The 20,084-nt window shown below is 68.5% G+C and carries 17 protein-coding genes; 9 read left to right on the plus strand and 8 right to left on the minus strand.

The window, feature by feature from the left end:
* Nucleotides 1-52: 52 nt before the first annotated feature.
* The 6 genes from GcLGCM259_RS09085 (at nt 53) to GcLGCM259_RS09110 (ending at nt 7,409) form a co-directional block, all read left to right on the plus strand.
* Nucleotides 53-1,114, plus strand: a complete 1,062-nt coding sequence (locus tag GcLGCM259_RS09085; protein WP_138926409.1) for a threonine aldolase family protein — start codon at nt 53-55, stop codon at nt 1,112-1,114.
* A gap of 57 nt (nt 1,115-1,171) precedes the next feature.
* A complete protein-coding gene (locus tag GcLGCM259_RS09090) occupies nt 1,172-1,810 on the plus strand; it encodes a DUF3000 domain-containing protein (protein ID WP_138926410.1) in 639 nt (212 codons plus the stop codon).
* 93 nt (nt 1,811-1,903) lie between these two features.
* Nucleotides 1,904-3,190, plus strand: coding sequence for an HRDC domain-containing protein (locus tag GcLGCM259_RS09095; RefSeq protein WP_138926411.1), 1,287 nt, complete (start codon nt 1,904-1,906; stop codon nt 3,188-3,190).
* A 246-nt stretch (nt 3,191-3,436) separates the two neighbouring features.
* A complete protein-coding gene (locus GcLGCM259_RS09100) occupies nt 3,437-4,675 on the plus strand; it encodes a thiolase family protein (RefSeq protein WP_246049501.1) in 1,239 nt (412 codons plus the stop codon).
* A 9-nt stretch (nt 4,676-4,684) separates the two neighbouring features.
* Nucleotides 4,685-6,808 (plus strand): 3-hydroxyacyl-CoA dehydrogenase NAD-binding domain-containing protein, encoded by a 2,124-nt coding sequence (locus tag GcLGCM259_RS09105; RefSeq protein ID WP_138926412.1) that lies wholly within the window; start codon nt 4,685-4,687, stop codon nt 6,806-6,808.
* 124 nt (nt 6,809-6,932) lie between these two features.
* On the plus strand, nt 6,933-7,409 hold the full coding sequence (locus GcLGCM259_RS09110; RefSeq protein ID WP_138926413.1) for a Rieske (2Fe-2S) protein: 477 nt from the start codon (nt 6,933-6,935) through the stop codon (nt 7,407-7,409).
* Between the two features lie 121 nt (nt 7,410-7,530).
* On the opposite strand, the gene GcLGCM259_RS09115 is transcribed toward GcLGCM259_RS09110, so the two are convergent.
* Entirely contained in the window at nt 7,531-8,505 is a 975-nt protein-coding gene (locus GcLGCM259_RS09115) for an aldo/keto reductase (RefSeq protein WP_138926414.1), read from the minus strand.
* A gap of 235 nt (nt 8,506-8,740) precedes the next feature.
* Here GcLGCM259_RS09115 and argG point away from each other — a divergent pair, with 235 nt between their 5' ends.
* On the plus strand, nt 8,741-10,168 hold the full coding sequence (gene argG / locus GcLGCM259_RS09120) for an argininosuccinate synthase (protein ID WP_138926415.1): 1,428 nt from the start codon (nt 8,741-8,743) through the stop codon (nt 10,166-10,168).
* Nucleotides 10,169-10,317: 149 nt separating this feature from the next.
* Here the strand turns inward: argG and GcLGCM259_RS09125 are convergent, their stop codons facing one another.
* The 5 genes from GcLGCM259_RS09125 to dxs are packed head-to-tail and all read right to left on the minus strand — an operon-like array spanning nt 10,318 to nt 14,210.
* The gene (locus GcLGCM259_RS09125) at nt 10,318-10,644 is read right to left on the minus strand and encodes a hypothetical protein (protein ID WP_138926416.1); all 327 of its coding nucleotides are present in this window, start codon (nt 10,642-10,644) and stop codon (nt 10,318-10,320) included.
* Between the two features lie 29 nt (nt 10,645-10,673).
* Nucleotides 10,674-10,997, minus strand: coding sequence for a hypothetical protein (locus GcLGCM259_RS09130; protein WP_138926417.1), 324 nt, complete (start codon nt 10,995-10,997; stop codon nt 10,674-10,676).
* Nucleotides 10,998-11,056: 59 nt separating this feature from the next.
* A complete protein-coding gene (locus GcLGCM259_RS09135) occupies nt 11,057-11,626 on the minus strand; it encodes a hypothetical protein (protein WP_138926418.1) in 570 nt (189 codons plus the stop codon).
* Nucleotides 11,627-11,628: 2 nt separating this feature from the next.
* Complete coding sequence (locus GcLGCM259_RS09140; RefSeq protein ID WP_138926419.1) at nt 11,629-12,246, minus strand: DUF402 domain-containing protein; 618 nt, start codon at nt 12,244-12,246, stop codon at nt 11,629-11,631.
* Nucleotides 12,243-14,210 (minus strand): 1-deoxy-D-xylulose-5-phosphate synthase, encoded by a 1,968-nt coding sequence (gene dxs, locus GcLGCM259_RS09145; protein ID WP_138926420.1) that lies wholly within the window; start codon nt 14,208-14,210, stop codon nt 12,243-12,245. The genes GcLGCM259_RS09140 and dxs overlap by 4 nt, the downstream gene beginning before the upstream one ends.
* A gap of 178 nt (nt 14,211-14,388) precedes the next feature.
* On the opposite strand from dxs, the gene GcLGCM259_RS09150 reads away from it, so the two are divergent.
* Nucleotides 14,389-15,156 carry an HAD-IIB family hydrolase gene (locus GcLGCM259_RS09150; protein WP_138926421.1) on the plus strand — a complete coding sequence of 256 codons (768 nt, stop codon included), beginning with the start codon at nt 14,389-14,391 and terminating at the stop codon, nt 15,154-15,156.
* A 43-nt stretch (nt 15,157-15,199) separates the two neighbouring features.
* Here the strand turns inward: GcLGCM259_RS09150 and GcLGCM259_RS09155 are convergent, their stop codons facing one another.
* Nucleotides 15,200-15,799, minus strand: coding sequence for a TetR/AcrR family transcriptional regulator C-terminal domain-containing protein (locus GcLGCM259_RS09155; protein ID WP_138926422.1), 600 nt, complete (start codon nt 15,797-15,799; stop codon nt 15,200-15,202).
* 55 nt (nt 15,800-15,854) lie between these two features.
* Between GcLGCM259_RS09155 and GcLGCM259_RS09160 the strand changes: the two genes are divergently transcribed.
* Nucleotides 15,855-17,078, plus strand: coding sequence for a beta-ketoacyl-[acyl-carrier-protein] synthase family protein (locus GcLGCM259_RS09160; protein ID WP_138926423.1), 1,224 nt, complete (start codon nt 15,855-15,857; stop codon nt 17,076-17,078).
* Between the two features lie 212 nt (nt 17,079-17,290).
* Here the strand turns inward: GcLGCM259_RS09160 and acnA are convergent, their stop codons facing one another.
* Nucleotides 17,291-19,999 (minus strand): aconitate hydratase AcnA, encoded by a 2,709-nt coding sequence (gene acnA, locus GcLGCM259_RS09165; protein WP_138926424.1) that lies wholly within the window; start codon nt 19,997-19,999, stop codon nt 17,291-17,293.
* Nucleotides 20,000-20,084: the final 85 nt, after the last annotated feature.

Raw genomic sequence — 20,084 nt, forward strand, 5'->3', positions numbered from 1 at the left:
TACAGCCGTCTTTTTGAGAGAACCGACTCAAACGCAAAGGATTGCACCGCTAATGAGCATCAGCCACGACACCACCCTGCGCGGATTCGCCTCCGATAACTACTCCGGAGTGCATCCCGAAATCCTTGAGGCGATCGCCCGCGCCAACGGCGGGCACCAGGGTGCCTACGGCGATGACCACTACACCGCCAAGCTCGATGAACTGGCCCGCGAAACCTTCGGCTCCCAGGCCGCGATCTTCCCGGTGTTCAACGGCACCGGGGCGAACGTGACCGCCCTGCAGTCGCTGCTGCCGCGCTGGGGTGCGGTGATCTGCGCCAGCACCGCGCACATCAACGTCGACGAGAACGGCGCCCCCGAACGCATCGGCGGCATGAAGCTGCTGCCGGTGGACGCCGAGGACGGCAAGCTGACCCCGGAGCTGATCGACCGCGAGGCCTGGGGCTGGGGCGATGAGCACCGCGCCCAGCCGCTGGCCGTGTCGATCACCCAGGCCACCGAGCTGGGCACCGTCTACACCCCGCAGGAGATCGAGGCGATCACCTCCCACGCCCACTCCAAGGGCATGCGGGTGCACCTGGACGGCTCGCGGCTGGGCAACGCCGCGGCCAGCCTGGGGGTGCCGCTGCGCGCGCTGACCACCGACGTGGGGGTGGACATCGTGTCCCTGGGCGGCACCAAGAACGGGATGCTGCTGGGCGAGGGCGTGCTGACCCTGCACACCGAACTGGCCGCCGACATGAAGTACCTGCGCAAGATGAACATGCAGTTGGGCAGCAAGATGCGCTTCATTTCCGCCCAGCTGCTGGAGCTGTACGGCACCGATTTGTGGCACCGTTCGGCCTCCCACTCCAACGCCATGGCCGCGCTGCTGGGCCAGGCCGTGCAGGGCTCGCAGGGCGCCGAACTGGTCTACCCGGTGCAGGCCAACGGCGTCTTCGCCCAGCTGCCCAACGCCGTGGCCGACAAGCTGCGCGAGACGTTCCGCTTCTACGACTGGGACCGCGCCGCCGGGCACGTGCGCTGGATGTGCTCCTTTGACACCACCGAGGATGACGTGCGGGCGTTCATCGCGGCGCTGAACAGCGAACTGGCGGCCCACCACGCCAAATAGGTCTTCCCGGCGTGCCGTAACCCAACCCCGGTTACGGTGCGCCTTAGACTCGGAAATGTGAACCGCGAGCAACAGCAAAAGCCCGTTCCCCAGGCCTTCCGCCGGGCCCTGGAGGAACTCTCGCGCGCCAAAGTCCGCCAGGAGCTGCGCATCGCCGAAATCCCGGCGCCGCTGCGCCTGGCGCCCTACGCCCTGGCCCTGAGCGGCGAGGTGGAACAGCATTCACGCTCACTGCACGGCCAATACGGCCAGGAATTCGCCAAGACGCCGCTGCTGGAAGAACACCATTCCCTGGCCACCGGCCGCTTCGTGCTGCTCTACGACCCGGCCAGCCAGGACCTGTGGAACGGCACCTTCCGGGTGGTCACCTACATCCGGGCCCGCATGGAAGAGGACATGGGCCAGGACACGATGCTCTCCTCCGTGGCCTGGAGCTGGTTTGAGGACGCGCTGCGCGGCCGGCAGGCCGGCTACCACTCGGCCGGCGGCACCGCCACCCGGGTGATTTCCGAATCCTTCGGGCAAATGGCCACCGACGAGACCAGCGTGGACATCGAACTGCGGGTCTCCTGGTCCCCCGCCACTGAGGACCTGGGGGCGCACCTGAGCGCCTGGGCGGACATGGTCTGCACTTTTGCCGGGCTTCCCCCGCTGCCCGAGGGCGTCGAGCAGCTGCCGCTGCGCCGCCTGAGCTAGCCTGCCGCGGCGCGACACGCGCCGGGGCGCGCCGTGCCCGCTTGGTCACCTTTGCCCCGCCACCACCGGGCCCGGTCGTAGAATGGGGCTATCATGAGCAGTCCTGAACCCACCTCCAGCGCACACCCCACCCCCGTCTCCGCCGCCAACGGCGCGCCCGCCGACCCCGTCGAGGGGCCGCAGCCAGCCGAACCGGTGCTGGTGCCGCTCAGCGCCCCGAGCGAGGGCATCCCGGAAGTCATCAACACCGCCCCGGGCCTGAACCGGGCGATTCGCGCACTGCGCGGGGGGCAGGGGGCGCTGGCCGTGGACACCGAGCGGGCCAGCGGGTTCCGCTACGGACAGCGCGCCTTCCTGATCCAGCTGCGCCGCGAGGGGGCCGGGACCTGGCTGATCGACCCGGAGGAACTGGACACGCTGCAGCCGCTGGCTGACTTCGTGAACAGCGAGGCCTGGGTGCTGCACGCCGCCACCCAGGATCTGCCCTGCCTGCACGCCGAGGGGCTCTACCCCGATGAACTGTTTGACACCGAACTGGCCGGGCGGCTGGCCGGGTTCCCGCGCGTGGCGCTGGGCACCATGGTCGCGCAGCTGCTGAACCTGAAGCTGGCCAAGGAGCATTCGGCCGTGGACTGGTCCACCCGCCCGCTGCCCGAATCCTGGCTGAACTATGCGGCGCTGGACGTGGAGGTGCTGCTGGATCTGCGCGAGCGCATGGAGGTGGTGCTGGCCGAGCAGCACAAGCTGGAGTTCGCGCGCCAGGAGTTCGAGTACGTGCGCACCATGCCCGAGGCCGAACCGCCGGCCGAACCGTGGCGACGGCTGTCGGGGATCCACAAGCTGAAGAACCGCCGGGCGCTGGCGATCGCCCGCGAGCTGTGGCTGGCCCGTGATGCCCTGGCCCGCAGCCGCGACGTCGCCCCGGGGCGGCTGTTGTCGGACTCGGCGATCATGGTGGCGGTGCAGCACCGTCCCAGCTCGGTGCCCCAGCTGCTGCAGATCCCCGGCTTCCATGGGCGCAGCGCCAAGCGCGACGCCCCGCGCTGGCTGGATGCGATCTCCCGCGGCAAGCGCACCCAAGACGTGCCGGATCTGCGCCAGGCCGGCAATGGGCTGCCCAACCCGCGGGCCTGGACCGAGAAGAACCCGGCCGCCGCCGACCGGCTGGGGGCCGCCAAGGCGGCGGTCACCGAGGTGTCCGAGGCCTGGAACATTCCGGCCGAGAACCTGATCACCCCCAAGTACCTGCGCCAGCTGGCGTGGGAGCCGCCGACCTCGGCCTCCGCCCCGGCCGTCGAGGAGGCCCTGGAGCAGCTTGGCGCGCGCCCCTGGCAACGCGAACTGCTGCGCGCACCGCTGGCCACCGCACTGGCCAAGTAGCCCCGGGCCGGCGTCTTGGCGCCGATGGTCCATGCGGCCGCACCCCTTGCTCCCGGCGCCCCGGGAAAAAGGGGTGCGGCCGTTAGTTGTATCCGTCCCGCCAGGGCGGCTGCCTCGCCCCGCGCGGCGCGTGATGCAGCGCACTTGCACTTCAAGTTACCGCTAAGTAACATATGTTGTGGGTCACAGAACCCCTCCGATCTTCCGAGACCTCGGATTCGACCGACCACAACAAGGAGCCACACGGTGAGTGCTAACGATCCGACAGTGCACGCAGCCCTCGACGACCGCGACGTCGTCTTCATCGACGGAGTGCGCACACCCTTCGGCAAAGCCGGCGAAAAGGGCATCTACCATGGCATGCGCGCCGATGACCTGGCCGTGAAGACGGTGCGCGAACTGCTGCGCCGCAACCCCAACGTCCCGGCCGAGAAGGTCGACGAGGTGGCCATGGCCGCCACCACCCAGACCGGCGACCAGGGCCTGACGATCGGACGCACCGTCGGACTGCTCTCCGGACTGCCCAAGTCCGTGCCCGGCTACGCCATCGACCGCATGTGCGCCGGGGCGATGACCGCGGTGACCAGCACCGCCGGGGGCATCGCCTTCGGCGCCTACGACGTGGTGATCGCCGGCGGCGTGGAACACATGGGCAACCACCCGATGGGGGCCGGGGCCGACCCGAACCCGCGCTTCCTGGCCGAGAAGATCGTGGACCCGCAGGCGCTGAACATGGGCAACACCGCAGAAAACCTGCACGACCGCTTCCCGGCCATCACCAAGGAACGCGCCGACCGCTACGCCGTGGCCAGCCAGTCCAAGCTGGCCGCCGCCTATGAATCCGGCCAGATCCAGCCGGACCTGGTGCCGGTGGCCTCCCGCCGTCCAGGGGAAGGCTGGCAGCTGAACACCGCCGATGAGCCGCCGCGGCCGGGCACCACGATCGAGGACCTGGAACAGCTGCGCACCCCGTTCCGCGCGCACGGCCGGGTCACCGCCGGCAACGCGGCCGGGCTGAACGACGGAGCCACCGCCGCACTGCTCAGCAGCGCCGCGGCCGCCCGCGAACTGGGCCTGGCCCCCAAGATGCGCATGGTCTCCTTTGCCTTCGCCGGGGTGGAACCGGACGTGATGGGCTACGGCCCGGTGCCGGCCACCGAAAAGGCGCTGGCCAAGGCGGGGCTGGGCATCGAGGACATTGGCCTGTTTGAAATCAACGAGGCCTTCGCCGTGCAGGTGCTCTCCTTCCTGGACTACTACGGCATCGACCAGGACGATGAGCGGGTCAACCGCTACGGCGGGGCGATCGCGGTGGGCCACCCGCTGGCCTCCTCCGGGGTGCGGCTGATGACCCAGCTGGCCCGCCAGTTCCACGAGGACCCCTCGGTACGCTACGGCATCACCACCATGTGCATCGGCCTGGGCATGGGCGGCACGGTGATCTGGGAGAACCCGCACCACCAGGACTTCGGGACCAAGGCTTAGGAGAAGAGCATGACACAGGATACGCAGGACTTTTCGGCCGTCGCCGAACTGAAGAAGGACGAGATCGTCACCCATTCGCTCAGCCAGGAGCTGACCCTGCCCAGCGGCAAGAAGCTGGTGCTGATCACCCTGGACAACGGGCTGGACCACAAGCGCCCCACCACCCTGGGCCCGAATTCGCTGCTGGAGCTGCGCGCACTGCTCACCGAGCTGAAGCAGCGCGCCGCCGAGGGGCAGATCGATGCGGTGGCCGTGACCGGCAAGCCGTACTTCCTGATCGCCGGCGCGGATCTGTCCTCGGTCACCGAGCTGCAGCGCGCCGAGGACGCCCGGGCGATGGCGAGCCTGGGCCACGCCACCTACGACCTGCTGGCCGATCTGGGGGTGCCGACCTTCTGCTTCATCAACGGCCTGGCGCTGGGCGGCGGCATGGAGATCGCGCTGGCCTGCACCTACCGCACCGTGTCCACCACGGCCGGGGCGCTGGGGCTGCCCGAGTCCTTCCTGGGCCTGATCCCGGGCTGGGCCGGCATCTACCGCCTGCCGCGGCTGATCGGGCCCGAGGAGGGCCTGAGGGTGATCATCCAGAACCCCTGGAACAACAACCGCACCCTCTCCGGCCCACAGGCCTACAAGCTGGGCGCCGCCGATGCGCTGTACGAGCCGGCCGACTTCCTGGAGCAGTCCCTGGGCTTCGCCGATGAGGTGCTCACCGGCCAGCGCACCGTGCAACGCCCGAATGCGGTGGATGATGCGGACCCGCAGGTCGCCGCCCGCTTCCACGCCGCCGCCGATGAGGCCGAAAAGTTCGTCGACGCCAAGGTCCACGGTGCCGCCCCGGCCCCGTACAAGGCGCTGGAGGTCTTCCGCGCCGGGATCGGGAAGAGCCAGAAGCACTCCGCGCAGCTGGAAATCGAGGCACTGACCGAACTGATGGCCACCCACCAGTTCCACAACACCATCTACGCGTTCCTGGACCTGGTCCAGCGCCGCTCCAAGCGTCCGGCCGGGGCGCCGGACAGGAAGCTGGCCAAGCCGGTGACCAAGGTCGGCGTGGTCGGGGCCGGGCTGATGGCCAGCCAGCTGGCGCTGCTGTTCGTGCGCCGGCTGAACGTGCCGGTGGTGCTCACCGACCTGGACCAGTCCCGCATCGACAAGGGCCTTGGCTACATCCACGGGGAGATCGACAAGCTGGGCGCCAAGGGCCGGATGAGCGCCGACGCGGTCAACCGCGCCAAGGCCCTGGTCTCCGGCTCGGTGACCAAGGACGCGTTCGCCGACGCCGACTTCGTCATCGAGGCGGTGTTCGAGGAGCTGAGCGTGAAGAAGCAGGTGTTCGCCGAGGTGGAGGCCGTGGTCTCCCCCGAGTGCATCCTGGCCACCAACACCTCCTCGCTCTCGGTCACCGAGATGGGCCGGGACCTGAAGCACCCCGAACGCCTGGTCGGGTTCCACTTCTTCAATCCCGTGGCCGTCATGCCGCTGCTGGAGATCGCGGCCACCGAGTGGACCGACGAGGCGACCTTGTCCACCGCGTTCGTGCTGGGCAAGTCGCTGCGCAAGACCTGCGTGCGCACCACCGACTCGGCCGCGTTCGTGGTCAACCGGGTGCTGCTGCGGCTGATGAGCGAGGTGCAGGCCGCGTACGATGAGGGCACCGACGCGCAGACCGCGGACAGCGCGCTGCAGCCGATGGGCCTGCCGATGAGCCCGTTCACGCTGCTGGCGATGGTCGGGCTGCCGGTGGCGCAGCATGTGAACGAATCGCTGCATGCGGCGTTCGGGGAGCGTTTCAAGGTCTCGGGCAACCTGCAGGCGCTGATCGACGCGAAGATCACCGCACTGTGGGTGAAGGACGAGCAGGGCAACCAGGTCATCGACCCGAAGGCGCTGCAGGTCATGAGCTTCGGGGACCAGCCCTCCACCGCCGAGCAGCTGCTCACCCGGGTTCAGGACGCCCTGGCCGAGGAGATCGGCCTGCTGCTGGAGGAAGGGGTCGTCGCCGCGCCGCAGGACGTGGACCTGTGCATGATCACCGGCGCCGGCTGGCCGATGCACCTGGGCGGGATCACCCCGTACCTGGACCAGATCGGCGCCTCGCAGCGGGTGAACGGCAAGAAGTTCCACGCCTAACCCGTCCCTGCGCCAGCAGGCGCACAGCCCCGGTACACCCGCAGCGCGCGGGGGTGCCGGGGCTGTGCGCGTTGGGCGCCCGGCGCTTTTCCCGGGCGGGGTTTTCTCTGGAAGAATGGAAGGCATGACTGACGCCGTTCGCCCAGATCGCCGCACCATCATGTGCGCCACCGCCCTGTTCGGAGCCACCGCCACGCTGAGCGCCTGCGGGGATGGACGCTCCGAGGCCCCGGTCAACGCCCCCGGGCCGGTCCCCGAGCCCAGCGGCGAGGGACAGGTGGTCCTGCCCGCCAAGGACCTGCCGGTCAAGTCCCGTGCCCAGGTCGCCGCGAAGGACCCCTCCGGCGCGGACGTCGGGGTGCTGCTCTACCGCCAGGACGAGCAGACCGTGCTGGCCTACTCGAACATCTGCACCCACCAGGGCTGCGCGGTGGGCGTGAAGTCCCCGGCCAAGACGGACTTCTACTGCGCCTGCCACGGCTCGCACTTTGACCCGCTGGACGGCACCGCCACCGAGGGCCCGGCCAAGGGCGCGCTGACCCGCTTCGCCTGCACCATCGAGCAGGGCAACATCCTGGTCTACGTCCCGGCCGAGGGCTAGGCCCCACACCGCGAGATGCAACGGCCAGGGGCCGGGGCCGGCCCAAAAAGCCGGTCCCGGCCCCTGGCCGTCCCCTTGCCCCCCACGCGTCCCACCCGCGGCGCCGGGCCGTGCCGCGGCGCTAGAACAGTGCGACGCGCTGCGGGCTGGGGAAGATCTCGTCCAGCTGCTCACGCTCGGCAGCGGTAGGCACCCAGCGCACGGCCTGGGCGTTCGCGGTGACCTGTTCCGGGCGGGTCGCCCCGGCGATGACCGAGGCCACCGGGGACTGGGCGGCCAGCCAGGAGAAGGCCAGCTGCACCGGGCTCAGCTCCCGTTCGGCGGCGAAATCGGCGAAGCGCTGCAGCTGTTCGAAGTCGCTGGTTTCCAGCAGGTGCTGGCGGGCGTGGGTCAGCCGGCTGCCCTTCGGTGCACTGCCCTTGGAGTATTTTCCGGTCAGCAGGCCGTTGGCCAGCGGGAAGTACGGCAGCACCCCGAGCCCGAATTCGCGCGCCGCCGGCAGCACCTCCAGCTCGGCCCGCCGGTCAAGCAGGTTGTAGTGGTTTTGGGCGCAGATGAAGCGGTGGGATCCGAGCTGCCGGGCCACGTACTCGGCCTGGGCGATCTGCCAGCCGGCATGGTTCGAGTGCCCGATGTAGCGCACCTTGCCGGAGGTGATTAGATCATCCAGCGCGCGCAGCGTCTCATCGATCGGCGTATTGGGATCCGGCGTGTGGAACTGGTAGAGGTCGATGTACTCGGTTCCCAGCCGGCGCAGGGAGGCCTCCACCGCGCGCATGATGTAGCGCCGCGAGCCGCGGGCCCCGAAGTCCGCCCCGTTCACCCCCTGCATGTCCAGGCCGAACTTGGTGGCCAGCACCACCTCGTCGCGGCGCTTTCCCAGCGCCTTGCCCAGCCGCTGCTCGGACAGGCCGGGCTGCTTGCCGTACATGTCCGCGACGTCGAACAGCGTGATCCCGGCATCCAGTGCCGCGTGGACCACCGCATCGGTTCCTGCCTGGTCCTCGGTGGCGGTCCCGGCCCGGCCGAGGTTGTTGCACCCCAGGCCGACCACTGACACGCTCAACCCGCTGTGTCCCAGCTGGCGGAATTCCATGTTCCCTCCTTGGCGGGCACGCTGCTGCTGCCCGCGGTCACCCACCACCGCGTCCGGATCCCGTCGGCGGCCGGCGGGCGGCCCGAGATGCTGCGGCGGTGTTCTGCCTCTGATTTCTTCTCCAGCACGCCGCGGCGCGCCGGACCCTGCTTCCAACCTATCGGTTCGGATGAGGTCACGGACATATTTCGGTCAAAATTCACTACATTGCATATTTATCCACTATGCTGGATACATGTCTAAAGTCCTCACTAACCTTCCAGTCGGAGAACGCGTCGGAATCGCCTTCTCCGGCGGCCTTGACACCTCCGTTGCCGTCGCCTGGATGCGCCACAACGGCGCCATCCCCTACACCTACACCGGGGATCTGGGCCAGTACGACGAGCCGAACATCGACGCCGTTCCCGGCCGCGCCCTGGAATACGGGGCCGAGGCCTCACGCCTGGTCGACTGCAAGCCGGCCCTGGTCGAGGAGGGCTTCGCGGCCCTGGCCTGCGGCGCCTTCCATATCCGTTCCGGCGGCAAGTCCTACTTCAACACCACTCCCCTGGGCCGCGTGGTCACCGGCACCCTGCTGGTGCGCGCCATGCGTGAAGACGGCGTGGACATCTGGGGCGACGGCTCAACCTACAAGGGCAACGACATTGAGCGCTTCTACCGCTACGGGCTGATGGCCAATCCGCGGCTGCAGATCTACAAGCCGTGGCTGGACCCGAACTTCGTGCACGAACTGGGCGGACGCCAGGAAATGAGCGAGTGGATGGTCGCCCACGGCTTCCCGTACCGCGATTCCGCGGAGAAGGCCTACTCGACCGATGCGAACATCTGGGGCGCCACCCATGAAGCGAAGACCCTGGAGCTGCTGGACACCTCGCTGGAATCGGTCGAACCGATCATGGGCGTGAAGTTCTGGGACGAGTCGGTGCAGATCAAGTCCGAGGACGTGTCGATCACCTTCGAGGCCGGACGCCCGGTGGCCATCAACGGCCAGGAGTTCAGCAGCGCGGTCGCCCTGGTCAACGAGGCGAACCTGATCGGTGGACGCCACGGCCTGGGCATGAGCGACCAGATCGAGAACCGCATCATCGAGGCCAAGTCGCGCGGCATCTACGAGGCCCCGGGCATGGCGCTGCTGTTCATCGCCTACGAGCGCCTGGTCAACGCGATCCACAACGAGGACACCGTGGCCAGCTACCACAACGAGGGCCGCCGCCTGGGCCGCCTGATGTACGAGGGCCGCTGGCTGGACCCGCAGTCGCTGATGCTGCGCGAATCGATCCAGCGCTGGATCGGCTCGGCGATCACCGGCACCGTCACCCTGCGTTTGCGCCGCGGGGACGACTACACGATCCTGGACACCGCCGGGGAGAACCTGAGCTACCACCCGGACAAGCTCTCGATGGAGCGCGTGGGCGACGCCGCGTTCGGCCCGCTGGACCGCATCGGCCAGCTGACCATGCGCAACCTGGACATCGCCGACTCGCGTGGACGCCTGGAGCAGTACGCCACCATGGGCCTGGTCGGTGGGCACACCGCCGATCTGGTCGGCGCCCTGGAGACCGGCGGCGCCGAGGCCATCGCCGAGGTTTCCCCGGTGGAAAGCGAGGAGCTGGCCCAGGACCGGATCATCGAAAGTGCCGCGTTCGACGCCGGCACCGACTAGGAACCCTGCCCCGGCACCATGCTGAACGGCCCCGGCCGGCTTCCCGTTGTGGGAGCCGGCCGGGGCCTTGGCATGTGCGCCGTCCGCCTGGTTTTCGTGTTGCGCCCAGCCTGGGGCTGCGTGCCCGCCGGGGCACCGCGGTGGGGCCTCTAGCCGTTCCACCCGTTCAGGACGGCCAGGGACTGCAGGGCCAGGATGAAGCCGACCAGCGCGATCATCCGCAGGCTGGCGTGAATGATCCTTCCGCTGCGGGTGTCCTTGCCCGGCAGGGTGAACGCCTCGTCGGCCAGCCAGGTCACCAGCGTGGTCAGCGTGCCGATCAGCGCCTTTTGCTCCTCGGGCATCCGCATCAGCCTGGCCAGGGCGATTCCCAGCGCCAGTCCGAACAGCAGTTGGCCGGCCACCAGCGCGGCGGCGCGCCAGCCCGGCCAGCCCCAACGGTTCCGGCGCGGGCTCGCCGCCGGTGGGCGCTCCATGGTTGCGTTCCGTGCGGTCCGTGGTGCCATTAGCCGAGCAGGCTCATCAGCGCGCTGACGCAGACGGTGAAGCCGATCAGCGAGACGAGCTTGAGCACCAGCATGATCCGTGCGGTGGTGCGCAGGTTGGCGGTGGACCACTGTACGCCGTGCTCCACGGCCCAGGCCACGATGCTGATGATCACGCCGGTCAGCGCCAGTTCCGCCGGCGGCAGGGCGATGACCTGCACCAGCCCGAGTCCCAGGATCACCCCAATGCTGGCCTGGAACACCAGGTGCATCGGTGCCCGGCTCTCGCCCATGCGGGAGGTGCGCCGCCCGGTGGCGTCGTGCCCGCTCTTGCTTTGCTCCATGTCTCCTCTTCGGGGGTGTTTCGCGCCAGGTGGTACTCCCGGCGGTGCCGGTTGGCGGGCTAGGTCAGCGAGAACGGCTTGGGCGGCAACGGGTGGACCGCATTGGCGGCCTGCAGCCCGTCGTAGCCGGCGGTGGCGATCGTCATCTTGGTGAAGTCCAGCTTGGCCTCGCGGATGCACACCTTCACGGCGGCCACGGCCTTTTTCGGGGCCGGGGTCAGGATCCGGATGTTCAGCTTGTGCGGGGCAAAGTCGCTGGATTCCACGGTGCCCAGCCCACGCCAGGCCAGATGGGAGGTCAGCGCGTCGGTGGCCTTGTGTTCCAGGTAGCGGTCGCGTTCGGTGCCGGCCGCGCTCTTCAGTGCGTACTGCACGATCACCCAGGACTGCTCCTGCTCCGGGATCGGGGCATAGCCGTCGGCCTGGCACTGCTCCAGGAAGCCGGCGAACAGTTCATCGGCCCGCTCCATGTCCACATCCTGCACCGAACTGGTCTTGGACTGGTGGCCGATCGCCCCATGGTTGATGACGAACTGTCCCAGGTCCTCGTTGTCGAACTGCTGGTACCAGGCTTCCCGGAAGTGCAGCTGGTTCTTCTCGTCCAGATGGTAGGTGCGGATGATTGCCATAGTCAGTGGTCCTTGGTTTCGCTCAGGTTCGGATTCGGTGCGCGCAGCTCGATGGCCCTCTCCAGCCAGGTCGCGCGGTACTGCCGGTTGAAGGGCGGCTGGTCGGCGCGGACCGCGGTCATCAGCTCCGCGGCGCTGTTGCGCATCTGTTCGATGAGCGGCCCGGGGTAGCCCATGGTGCGCGCGTGTTCCTCGAACTCGTCCTCGTCATCCAGGAACAGGCCGCGGGAGTTGGAGCGGATCACATCCAGGTCCATGTCGATCGAGTTCACTTCCCAGCCCCCGGTGGGCAGCGTCTGCCAGCCGATGCGGGTGGAGATGTCCAGGTAGACGTCCACGTCTTCGCCCGGGTTGTCGTAGAAGGTGCCGACCCAGGAGCCGGTGTGCGGGATCAGGCACAGGGCGTCGCAGGCGGCCAGGTGGGCGCGTCCGGGCCGGGAGACCAGGGAGCCTTCGGACTGGAAAATCCAGTAGCCGTACTCGTCCGAGCCCAGCAGGTAGCCGGGCACCACCCAGTGCGGGGTGCCGTCGTATTTCCAGGCGCGCGCCACCACCAGCTGGCCCAGGCGGGGCTGGCCGGGGGTGCGGGAGAGTCCGATCGGGCAGGACACGGCGTTCACAGTTTGGGGATCTGGCCGGTGGGCAGGTCCTGGCCGGGCAGCGGGCGGGCGAAGGGCACCTTGGTGCCCAGCACCTGGGCGAGCGTGTCCTGGGCGACCTGCTGGGCGGTGAGCCCCACCCGTTCAAGCACCTCGGCGCGTGAGCCGTGGGCCAGGAACTCGGTGGGCAGGCCGACCTCGTTCAGGGCGGTGTCCACCCCGGCGGCCCGCATCTCGGTGCGCAGCCGTGAGCCGATGCCGCCGGCGCGCACCCCGTCCTCGATGCACACCACGATCCGGTGGCGGGCGGCCAGGGACACCACCGACTGCGGGACCGGCAGCACCCAGCGTGGGTCCACCACGGTCACCGACACGCCCTGGCTGTTCAGCCGCTGCGCCACATCCAGGGACAGTTCGCTCATCGCGCCAACGGAGACGATCAGCACGTCCGGGGTCGAACGGTCCCCGAGCCGGGCGAGCACGTCCACCCCGCCGGGCAGCTGGTCGATGGCCTCGATCTCCGGGCCCACCGATCCCTTGGAGAAGCGCACCACGCTGGGCGCGTCCTCGATGGCCAGCGCCTCACGCAGCTCCTGGCGCAGCCGGGTGGCGTCGCGCGGCGCGGCCAGGTGCAGGTTCGGGACGATCTGGGTCAGCGCCATATCCCACATGCCGTGGTGGCTGGGCCCGTCGGGCCCGGTGACCCCGGCCCGGTCCAGCACGATGGTCACCCCGGCCTTGTGCAGCGCCACGTCCATCAGCAGCTGGTCGAACGCCCGGTTCAGGAAGGTGGCGTACACGCACACCACCGGGTGCAGGCCCCCGAAGGCCAGTCCGGCCGCCGTGGTCATGGCGTGCTGTTCGGCGATGCCCACGTCGATCACGCGTTCCGGGTAGGCCTGGGCCATCTTCTTCAGGCCCACCGGCTGCAGCATGGCCCCGGTGATGGCCACCACGTCGGAGCGCTCCTGGGCGACCTTGGCGATCTCCTCGCCAAAGACGCTGGTCCAGCTCTGCGAGCCGGGGGCGGCGACCGGCACGCCGGTCTGCGGGTCGATCACCCCCACCGCGTGGAACTGGTCGGCCTCGTCGCGCACGGCCGGGGCGTAGCCGTGCCCCTTCTCGGTCATTGCGTGCACCAGCACCGGCCCGGCATACTGGCGGGCCTGCAACAGCGCCTCTTCGACCGCGGCCTGGTTGTGCCCGTCGATCGGGCCAATGTACTTGATGCCCAGGTCCTCGAACAGGCCCTGGGGTGCCCACCAGTCCTTGATGCCCTTCTTGGTGGCGTGCAGCGACTTGTAGGTGAACTTGCCCACCGCGCCGGAGTCCTTGAGCTTGTCCTTGAGCTTGTCCATCGCGGTCTCATAGGCCGGGTGGGTGCGCACCTTGTCCAGCTGCTGGCGCAGCCCGGAGAGCTGGTTGGCCAGGCCCCCGATGGTGGGTGCGTAGGAGCGGCCGTTGTCGTTGACCACGATGACCGCCTTGCGGTCCTTGTCCGCAGCGATGTTGTTCACCGCTTCCCAGGCCATCCCGCCGGTCAGCGCGCCGTCCCCGACCAGCGCCACGGCGTAGCGTTCGGTTTCCCCGCCGAGCTTGTAGGCCCGGGAGATGCCATCGACCCAGGACAGGGACGAGGAGGCGTGCGAGGATTCGACGATGTCGTGTTCGGATTCCCCGCGGTCCGGGTATCCGGACAACCCGCCCTGCTGGCGCAGGGTGGCGAAGTTCTGGCGCCCGGTGAGCAGCTTGTGCACATAGGACTGGTGGCCGGTGTCGAAGACGATGGAGTCGGTCGGCGAGTCGAAGATCCGGTGGATGCCCAGCGTCAGTTCCACCACGCCCAAGTTCGGTCCCAGGTGTCCACCGGTGCGCGCGACGTTGTCGATCAAAAAGGCCCGGATCTCCGCGGCCAGTTCCTCCATTTGCGCCAGGGACAGGGCCCGCAGATCGCCAGGCTTCTTAATGGTCTTCAATAAAGACACGGTCATCCCCTTTACATCCTCGCCCATAACGGACACTACCAGTCCGTGCGGCAGCAATTCCGCGCGAAAGCAAAAGTATAGCCGCGCACCGACCTGTTCCATTATCCGCCACGGCGCGGCCGCACGCGAATCAGCGGGCCATGAAGTTGGCTACCCTCGGCTCTTTTAGAATGGGTGGATGAGCAGCGTTGCCCCCAGCATGGTTTTCGATTTGGACGGCACCCTGTGCTTTGACGGCGTCGGTGTTGCCGCGCCGATCATCCGCGCCATTGACAGGGTCATCGCCGCGGGACGGCCGGTGGCATTTGCCTCGGCCCGTCCCATCCGGGACATGCTGCCCCTGTTGCCGGCGGCCTGGCATGGGCACCTGTTGATCGGGGCCAACGGGGCCCTGGTGCGACACGGACGGCAGAGTGCGGCCCGGAGCTTTGGCGAAGTGGACCGCCGCGAACTGGACGCGATCATTGAGCGGCACCAGCTGGCCTACTTGATCGACTCCCCATGGGACTACAGCTATACCGGCCCGACCGGACACCGGTTGCGCCGACAGGTGGATCCGGGCGGGCTGGCGCGCAACCTGCCGCGACGGCACCTGAAGCGCTACTGCAAGGTCCTGCTGTTCAGCGACGCACCGCAAGTGCTTGACTGCCTCTCGCGCCTGCAGCTGGTGGCGCACCGGCACACCGGGCAGGGGCTGATCGACCTCTCCCCCGGGCGCACGACGAAGGCCGAGGCCGCCGCGCAGTGGCTTGCCGGGCCGTTCGTGGCCTTCGGAAATGACGCGAACGATGCCCAGCTGTTCACGGCCGCCCAATTCTCGGTGTGCGTCGGCTCGCACCCGGTAGCGGGGCTTGCAGACCTGGTGATCGCCGAGCAGCAGGTCTCCTCCACCATCACGGCCGTGCATGAACGCCTGCTCGCCGAGGCCAGCACCTCCTTGCGCTAGGACCAGCACCGGTTCCCCCGCGGCAGGGGCCGTGGCCGCGGCGCTAGTTTCGGTTGATGCTCACCATGGCCGCCACGTCCAGGTCCGAGGGCACCCCCTGGAAGCCGGCCTGGCTGAGCAGCACGGCGCCGAACACGGTGCTCCAGAAGGTGCGCACTTCCTTTTCCACGGACTTGGGCATGTGCCAGGCCTTGTCCTCCAGCACCGTCTCCACATAGCGGGTGGACTGGCGGAAGAGGACCTTCATGCCGGCCACCAGGCTCGGCTGCACGGACGTGTTCGCCCGACCCATGCCCAGCGCGGTGACCACCATCGGGGTGGAGGGCACGGCCAGTGCGGTGCGGGCCAGGGCGGTCACAAATGACTGCGGGCTGGAGGCCCGCCGGGAGAGGGACCGCAGGCGTGCCGAATCCCGCAGCAGCAGCGAGAACGCGGCGTCCACGTAGAGCCCGTCCTTGGACCCGAAATGGTGGGTGATCTGGTTCGGGTAGACCCCGGCGTGGGTGGCGATGCGCGAGACGGTGACGTCCTCGGGGGCGAAGCGGGCGAAGAGCTCTACGGCGCTGGCCCGGATCCGGGAGCGGGTCACCGAACCGCGCACCTGCCTGCCCGAATGACTGCTGACTCGCTGCGGCTGACTCATGGGTATAGTCTAGACAAACCAATAAGACTTGTTTCCCATACAAGAAGGATGATTCATGGCCAATGTTGTGGTTTCCGGATATGGCGCGATCACCCCACTGGGCCGCGGAGCCCAGCAGTTGTGGGAGGGGCTGAACGCCCAGGAATCGGGGATCGGCACCCTGGAGGATGAACGCTTCAGCGCCGCCGGACTGGGCACTGCGGTGGCCGCGGCGGTCACCGTGGACATGGAACAGCTGCTGGGCCGGCCGAAGTCACGCCGACTGGACCGGTCCCAGCAGTTCGCCCTGCTCGCCGCGCAGGAGGCCTGGGAAGACGCCGGCCTGGATGAGGTCGACCCCGAACGCCTGGCGGTGGTCATCGGCACCGGCATCGGCGGGCTGACCACGCTGCTGGCCCAGGAAGAGGTGCTGCACAATTCCGGGCCGCGGCGGGTCTCCCCGCGCACCGTGCCGATGCTGATGGCCAATGCCGCCAGCGCGCAGGTGGCCATGGCCTACGGTGCCAAGGCCGGGACCTATACCCCGGTCAGCGCCTGCGCCGCCGGGGCGGAGGCCGTGGCGAGCGCCGCCCGACTGATCGCCTCCGGGGAAGCGGACGTGGTGATCGCCGGGGGCGCGGAGGCAGCGGTCGCCCCGCTCACCGTCGCCGCCTTCGGCCAGGCCCAGGCACTGGCCAAGCCCGATGAGCGTCCGGCCGCCGAGCTTTCCCGGCCGTTCTCCGCGGACCGGGCCGGCTTTGTGCTCGGCGAGGGCGCCGGGGTGGTGGTCCTGGAATCCGAGCAGCACGCCGCCGCCCGCCAGGCCCGCGTGCGGGCCCGGCTGACCGGGTGGGGCATCACCTCGGACGCGTACCACATCACGGCCTCGGACCCCACCGGGGCCGGCCAGGTGCGAGCCATGCGCCGGGCCATTGCGCACGCCGGGATCCAGCCCGCCCAGGTGGGACACGTCAACGCGCACGCCACGGCCACCAGCGTGGGGGATTTGAGCGAGTCCGGGGCCATCAATGAGGTCTTCGGCCACGCTCCGGTGGTGACCGCGCCGAAGGGCGCCATCGGACACCTGGTCGGCGCCGCCGGCGCGGTGGAGGCCATCATCACCATTCAGGCCCTGGAGGAGCAGCAGGTGCCGCCGACCCGCAACGTGGGCAGAATGGATGAGCAGATCCAGCTGGACGTGGTCACCGGCGCCCCGCGGGCGGTGCACCTGGAGCATGCGATCACCAACTCCTTCGGCTTCGGCGGGCAGAACGTGAGCCTCTTGTTCTCCGCGAACTAGCCGGTTCCCCGAGGACACCGAGGGCCCCGGGGTCGGCACCGAGAAGGTGCCGGCCACGGGGCCCTGGCCTTTCTCTCCCGCCCGGACCGGCAGCGCCAGCAGGCTCAAAGGAGGCCGTTGGCCAGGCTTAAAGGCCCGCAGGGGCCCGAAGCCATGCGGCTTCGGGCCCCTGCGGGGTGTTCCGGTGACGGTGTGACCGTACCGCGTCCGCCTTAGTTGGCGGCAGCGATCTGGCGCAGCACGTACTGCAGGATGCCGCCGTTGCGGTAGTAGTCGGCTTCACCGGGGGTGTCGATGCGCACTACGGCGTCGAACTCGGTGACCTTGCCGTCTTCGGCGGTGGCGGTGACCTTCACGGTCTTCGGGGTCGAGCCGTTGTTCAGCTCGGTCACGCCGGAGATCGAGAAGACCTCGGTGCCGCTCAGGCCCAGCGAGTCCGCGGACTCGCCCTCGGGGAACTGCAGCGGCAGCACGCCCATGCCGATCAGGTTCGAGCGGTGGATGCGCTCGAAGGACTCGGTGATCACGGCCTTGACACCCAGCAGCGCGGTGCCCTTGGCGGCCCAGTCACGCGAGGAGCCCGAACCGTATTCCTTGCCGCCCAGGACCACCAGCGGGGTGCCGGCGGCCTTGTAGTTCTCCGCCGCATCGTAGACGAAGGACTGCGGGGCGCCGTCCTGGGTGAAGTCGCGGGTGAAGCCACCCTCAACGCCGTCCAGCAGCTGGTTCTTGATGCGGATGTTGGCGAAGGTGCCGCGGATCATGACCTCGTGGTTGCCACGGCGCGAGCCGTAGGAGTTGAAGTCCTTGCGGTCCACGCCGTTCTCGATCAGGTAGCGGCCAGCCGGGGTGTCCGACTTGAACGAACCTGCCGGGGAGATGTGGTCGGTGGTGACCGAGTCGCCCAGCTTCAGCAGCACGCGGGCGCCCTCGATGTCCGAGACCGGTTCCGGGGTCTTGGTCATGCCCTCGAAGTATGGGGGCTTGCGCACGTAGGTGGAGTCCTCGGCCCATTCGAAGGTCGAACCCTCCGGGGTCTCCAGGGCGCGCCAGCGGTCGTCTCCGTCGAAGACGCCCTCGTAGCCCTTGGCGAACATGCCCTCGTCGATCGACGAGTCGATGATCTGCTGGACCTCGGTCGGCGAAGGCCAGATGTCCTTCAGGAACACCTCGTTGCCGTCCGCGTCCACGCCCAGGGCATCGGTTTCGAAGTCGAAGTCCATGGTGCCAGCCAGGGCGTAGGCGATGACCAGTGGCGGGGAGGCCAGGTAGTTCATCTTCACGTCCGGGTTGATGCGGCCTTCGAAGTTGCGGTTGCCGGAGAGCACCGCGGTGGCGGCCAGGTCGTTGGCGTTGATTGCCTCGGAGATCTCGGCGTCCAGCGGACCGGAGTTGCCGATGCAGGTGGTGCAGCCGTAGCCGACGACGAAGAAGCCCAGCTTCTCCAGGTACGGCAGCAGGCCGGACTTCTCGTAGTACTCGGTGACGACCTTGGAGCCCGGGGCGACGGAGGTCTTGACCCACGGCTTGGACTTCAGGCCCTTGTTGGCGGCGTTGCGCGCCAGCACGGCGGCGGCCAGCATCACCGAGGGGTTCGAGGTGTTGGTGCACGAGGTGATCGAGGCGATCGAGACCAGGCCGTGGTCGATGGTGAACTTCTCACCGTTCTCGCGGGTGACCTCCACGGCGGTGGACGGACGTCCCACACCCTGGCGGTCGGTGGCATCCGAAACGTAGTTGTGGATGTCCTTGCGGAACTGTTCCTTGGCGCTGGAGAGCTCGATGCGGTCCTGCGGACGCTTCGGGCCGGCGATGGAGGGAACCACGGTGGACAGGTCCAGCTCCAGGTATTCGCTGAAGCGGATCTCGCGGCTCGGATCGTGCCACATGCCCTGTTCCTTGGCGTAGGCCTCGACCAGGTCGATGTTCTCCTGGCTGCGCCCGGTCAGGCGCAGGTAGTCCAGGGTGACGTCGTCGATCGGGAACATGGCGGCGGTGGAGCCGAACTCCGGGGACATGTTGCCGATGGTGGCACGGTTGGCCAGCGGCACCTCGGCCACGCCTTCACCGTAGAATTCGACGAACTTGCCCACCACGCCGTGCTTGCGCAGCATCTCGGTGATGGTCAGCACCACGTCGGTGGCGGTGGCGCCGGCCGGGATCGAGCCGGCGAGCTTGAAGCCGACCACGCGCGGGATCAGCATGGAGACCGGCTGGCCGAGCATCGCTGCCTCGGCCTCGATGCCGCCCACGCCCCAGCCCAGCACGCCCATGCCGTTGACCATGGTGGTGTGCGAGTCGGTGCCCACACAGCTGTCCGGGTAGGCGCGCAGCACCCCGTTGACCTCACGGGTCATCACGGTGCGGGCCAGGTACTCGATGTTGACCTGGTGCACGATGCCGGTGCCCGGGGGCACGACCTTGAAGTCGTCAAACGCGGTCTGGCCCCAGCGCAGGAACTGGTAGCGCTCACCGTTGCGCTGGTATTCGATCTCCATGTTGCGCTCGATGGCGCCCTCGAAGCCGAAGGTGTCGATCTGCACGGAGTGGTCGATGACCATCTCGGCCGGAGCCAGCGGGTTCACGCGGGTGGCGTCGCCGCCCAGGTCCTCGACGGCCTCGCGCATGGTGGCCAGGTCGACGACGCAGGGCACACCGGTGAAGTCCTGCATCAGCACGCGGGCCGGGGTGAACTGGATCTCGACGTTCGGCTGGGCCGAGGGATCCCACTGGCCCAGCGCGTTGACGTGGTCCTTGGTGATGTTCGCGCCGTCTTCGGTGCGAAGCAGGTTCTCCAGCAGAACCTTCAAGCTGTAGGGAAGGCTGTCCGAGCCTTCGACCTTGTTCAGTCGGTAAATTTCGTATTCGGTTCCATTGACGTCAAGTACGCCCTTGGCACCGAAGCTGTCCACATTGCTCACTGGGACTCCTCTCGCCAGACTTCATCTTGATGCACGCGCACACTGTCATTCCAGTTAGGCGCTCCTAACTGAGATGGTCATGCTA

The organism is Glutamicibacter creatinolyticus, from assembly GCF_006094275.1.
GTDB lineage: Bacteria > Actinomycetota > Actinomycetes > Actinomycetales > Micrococcaceae > Glutamicibacter > Glutamicibacter creatinolyticus.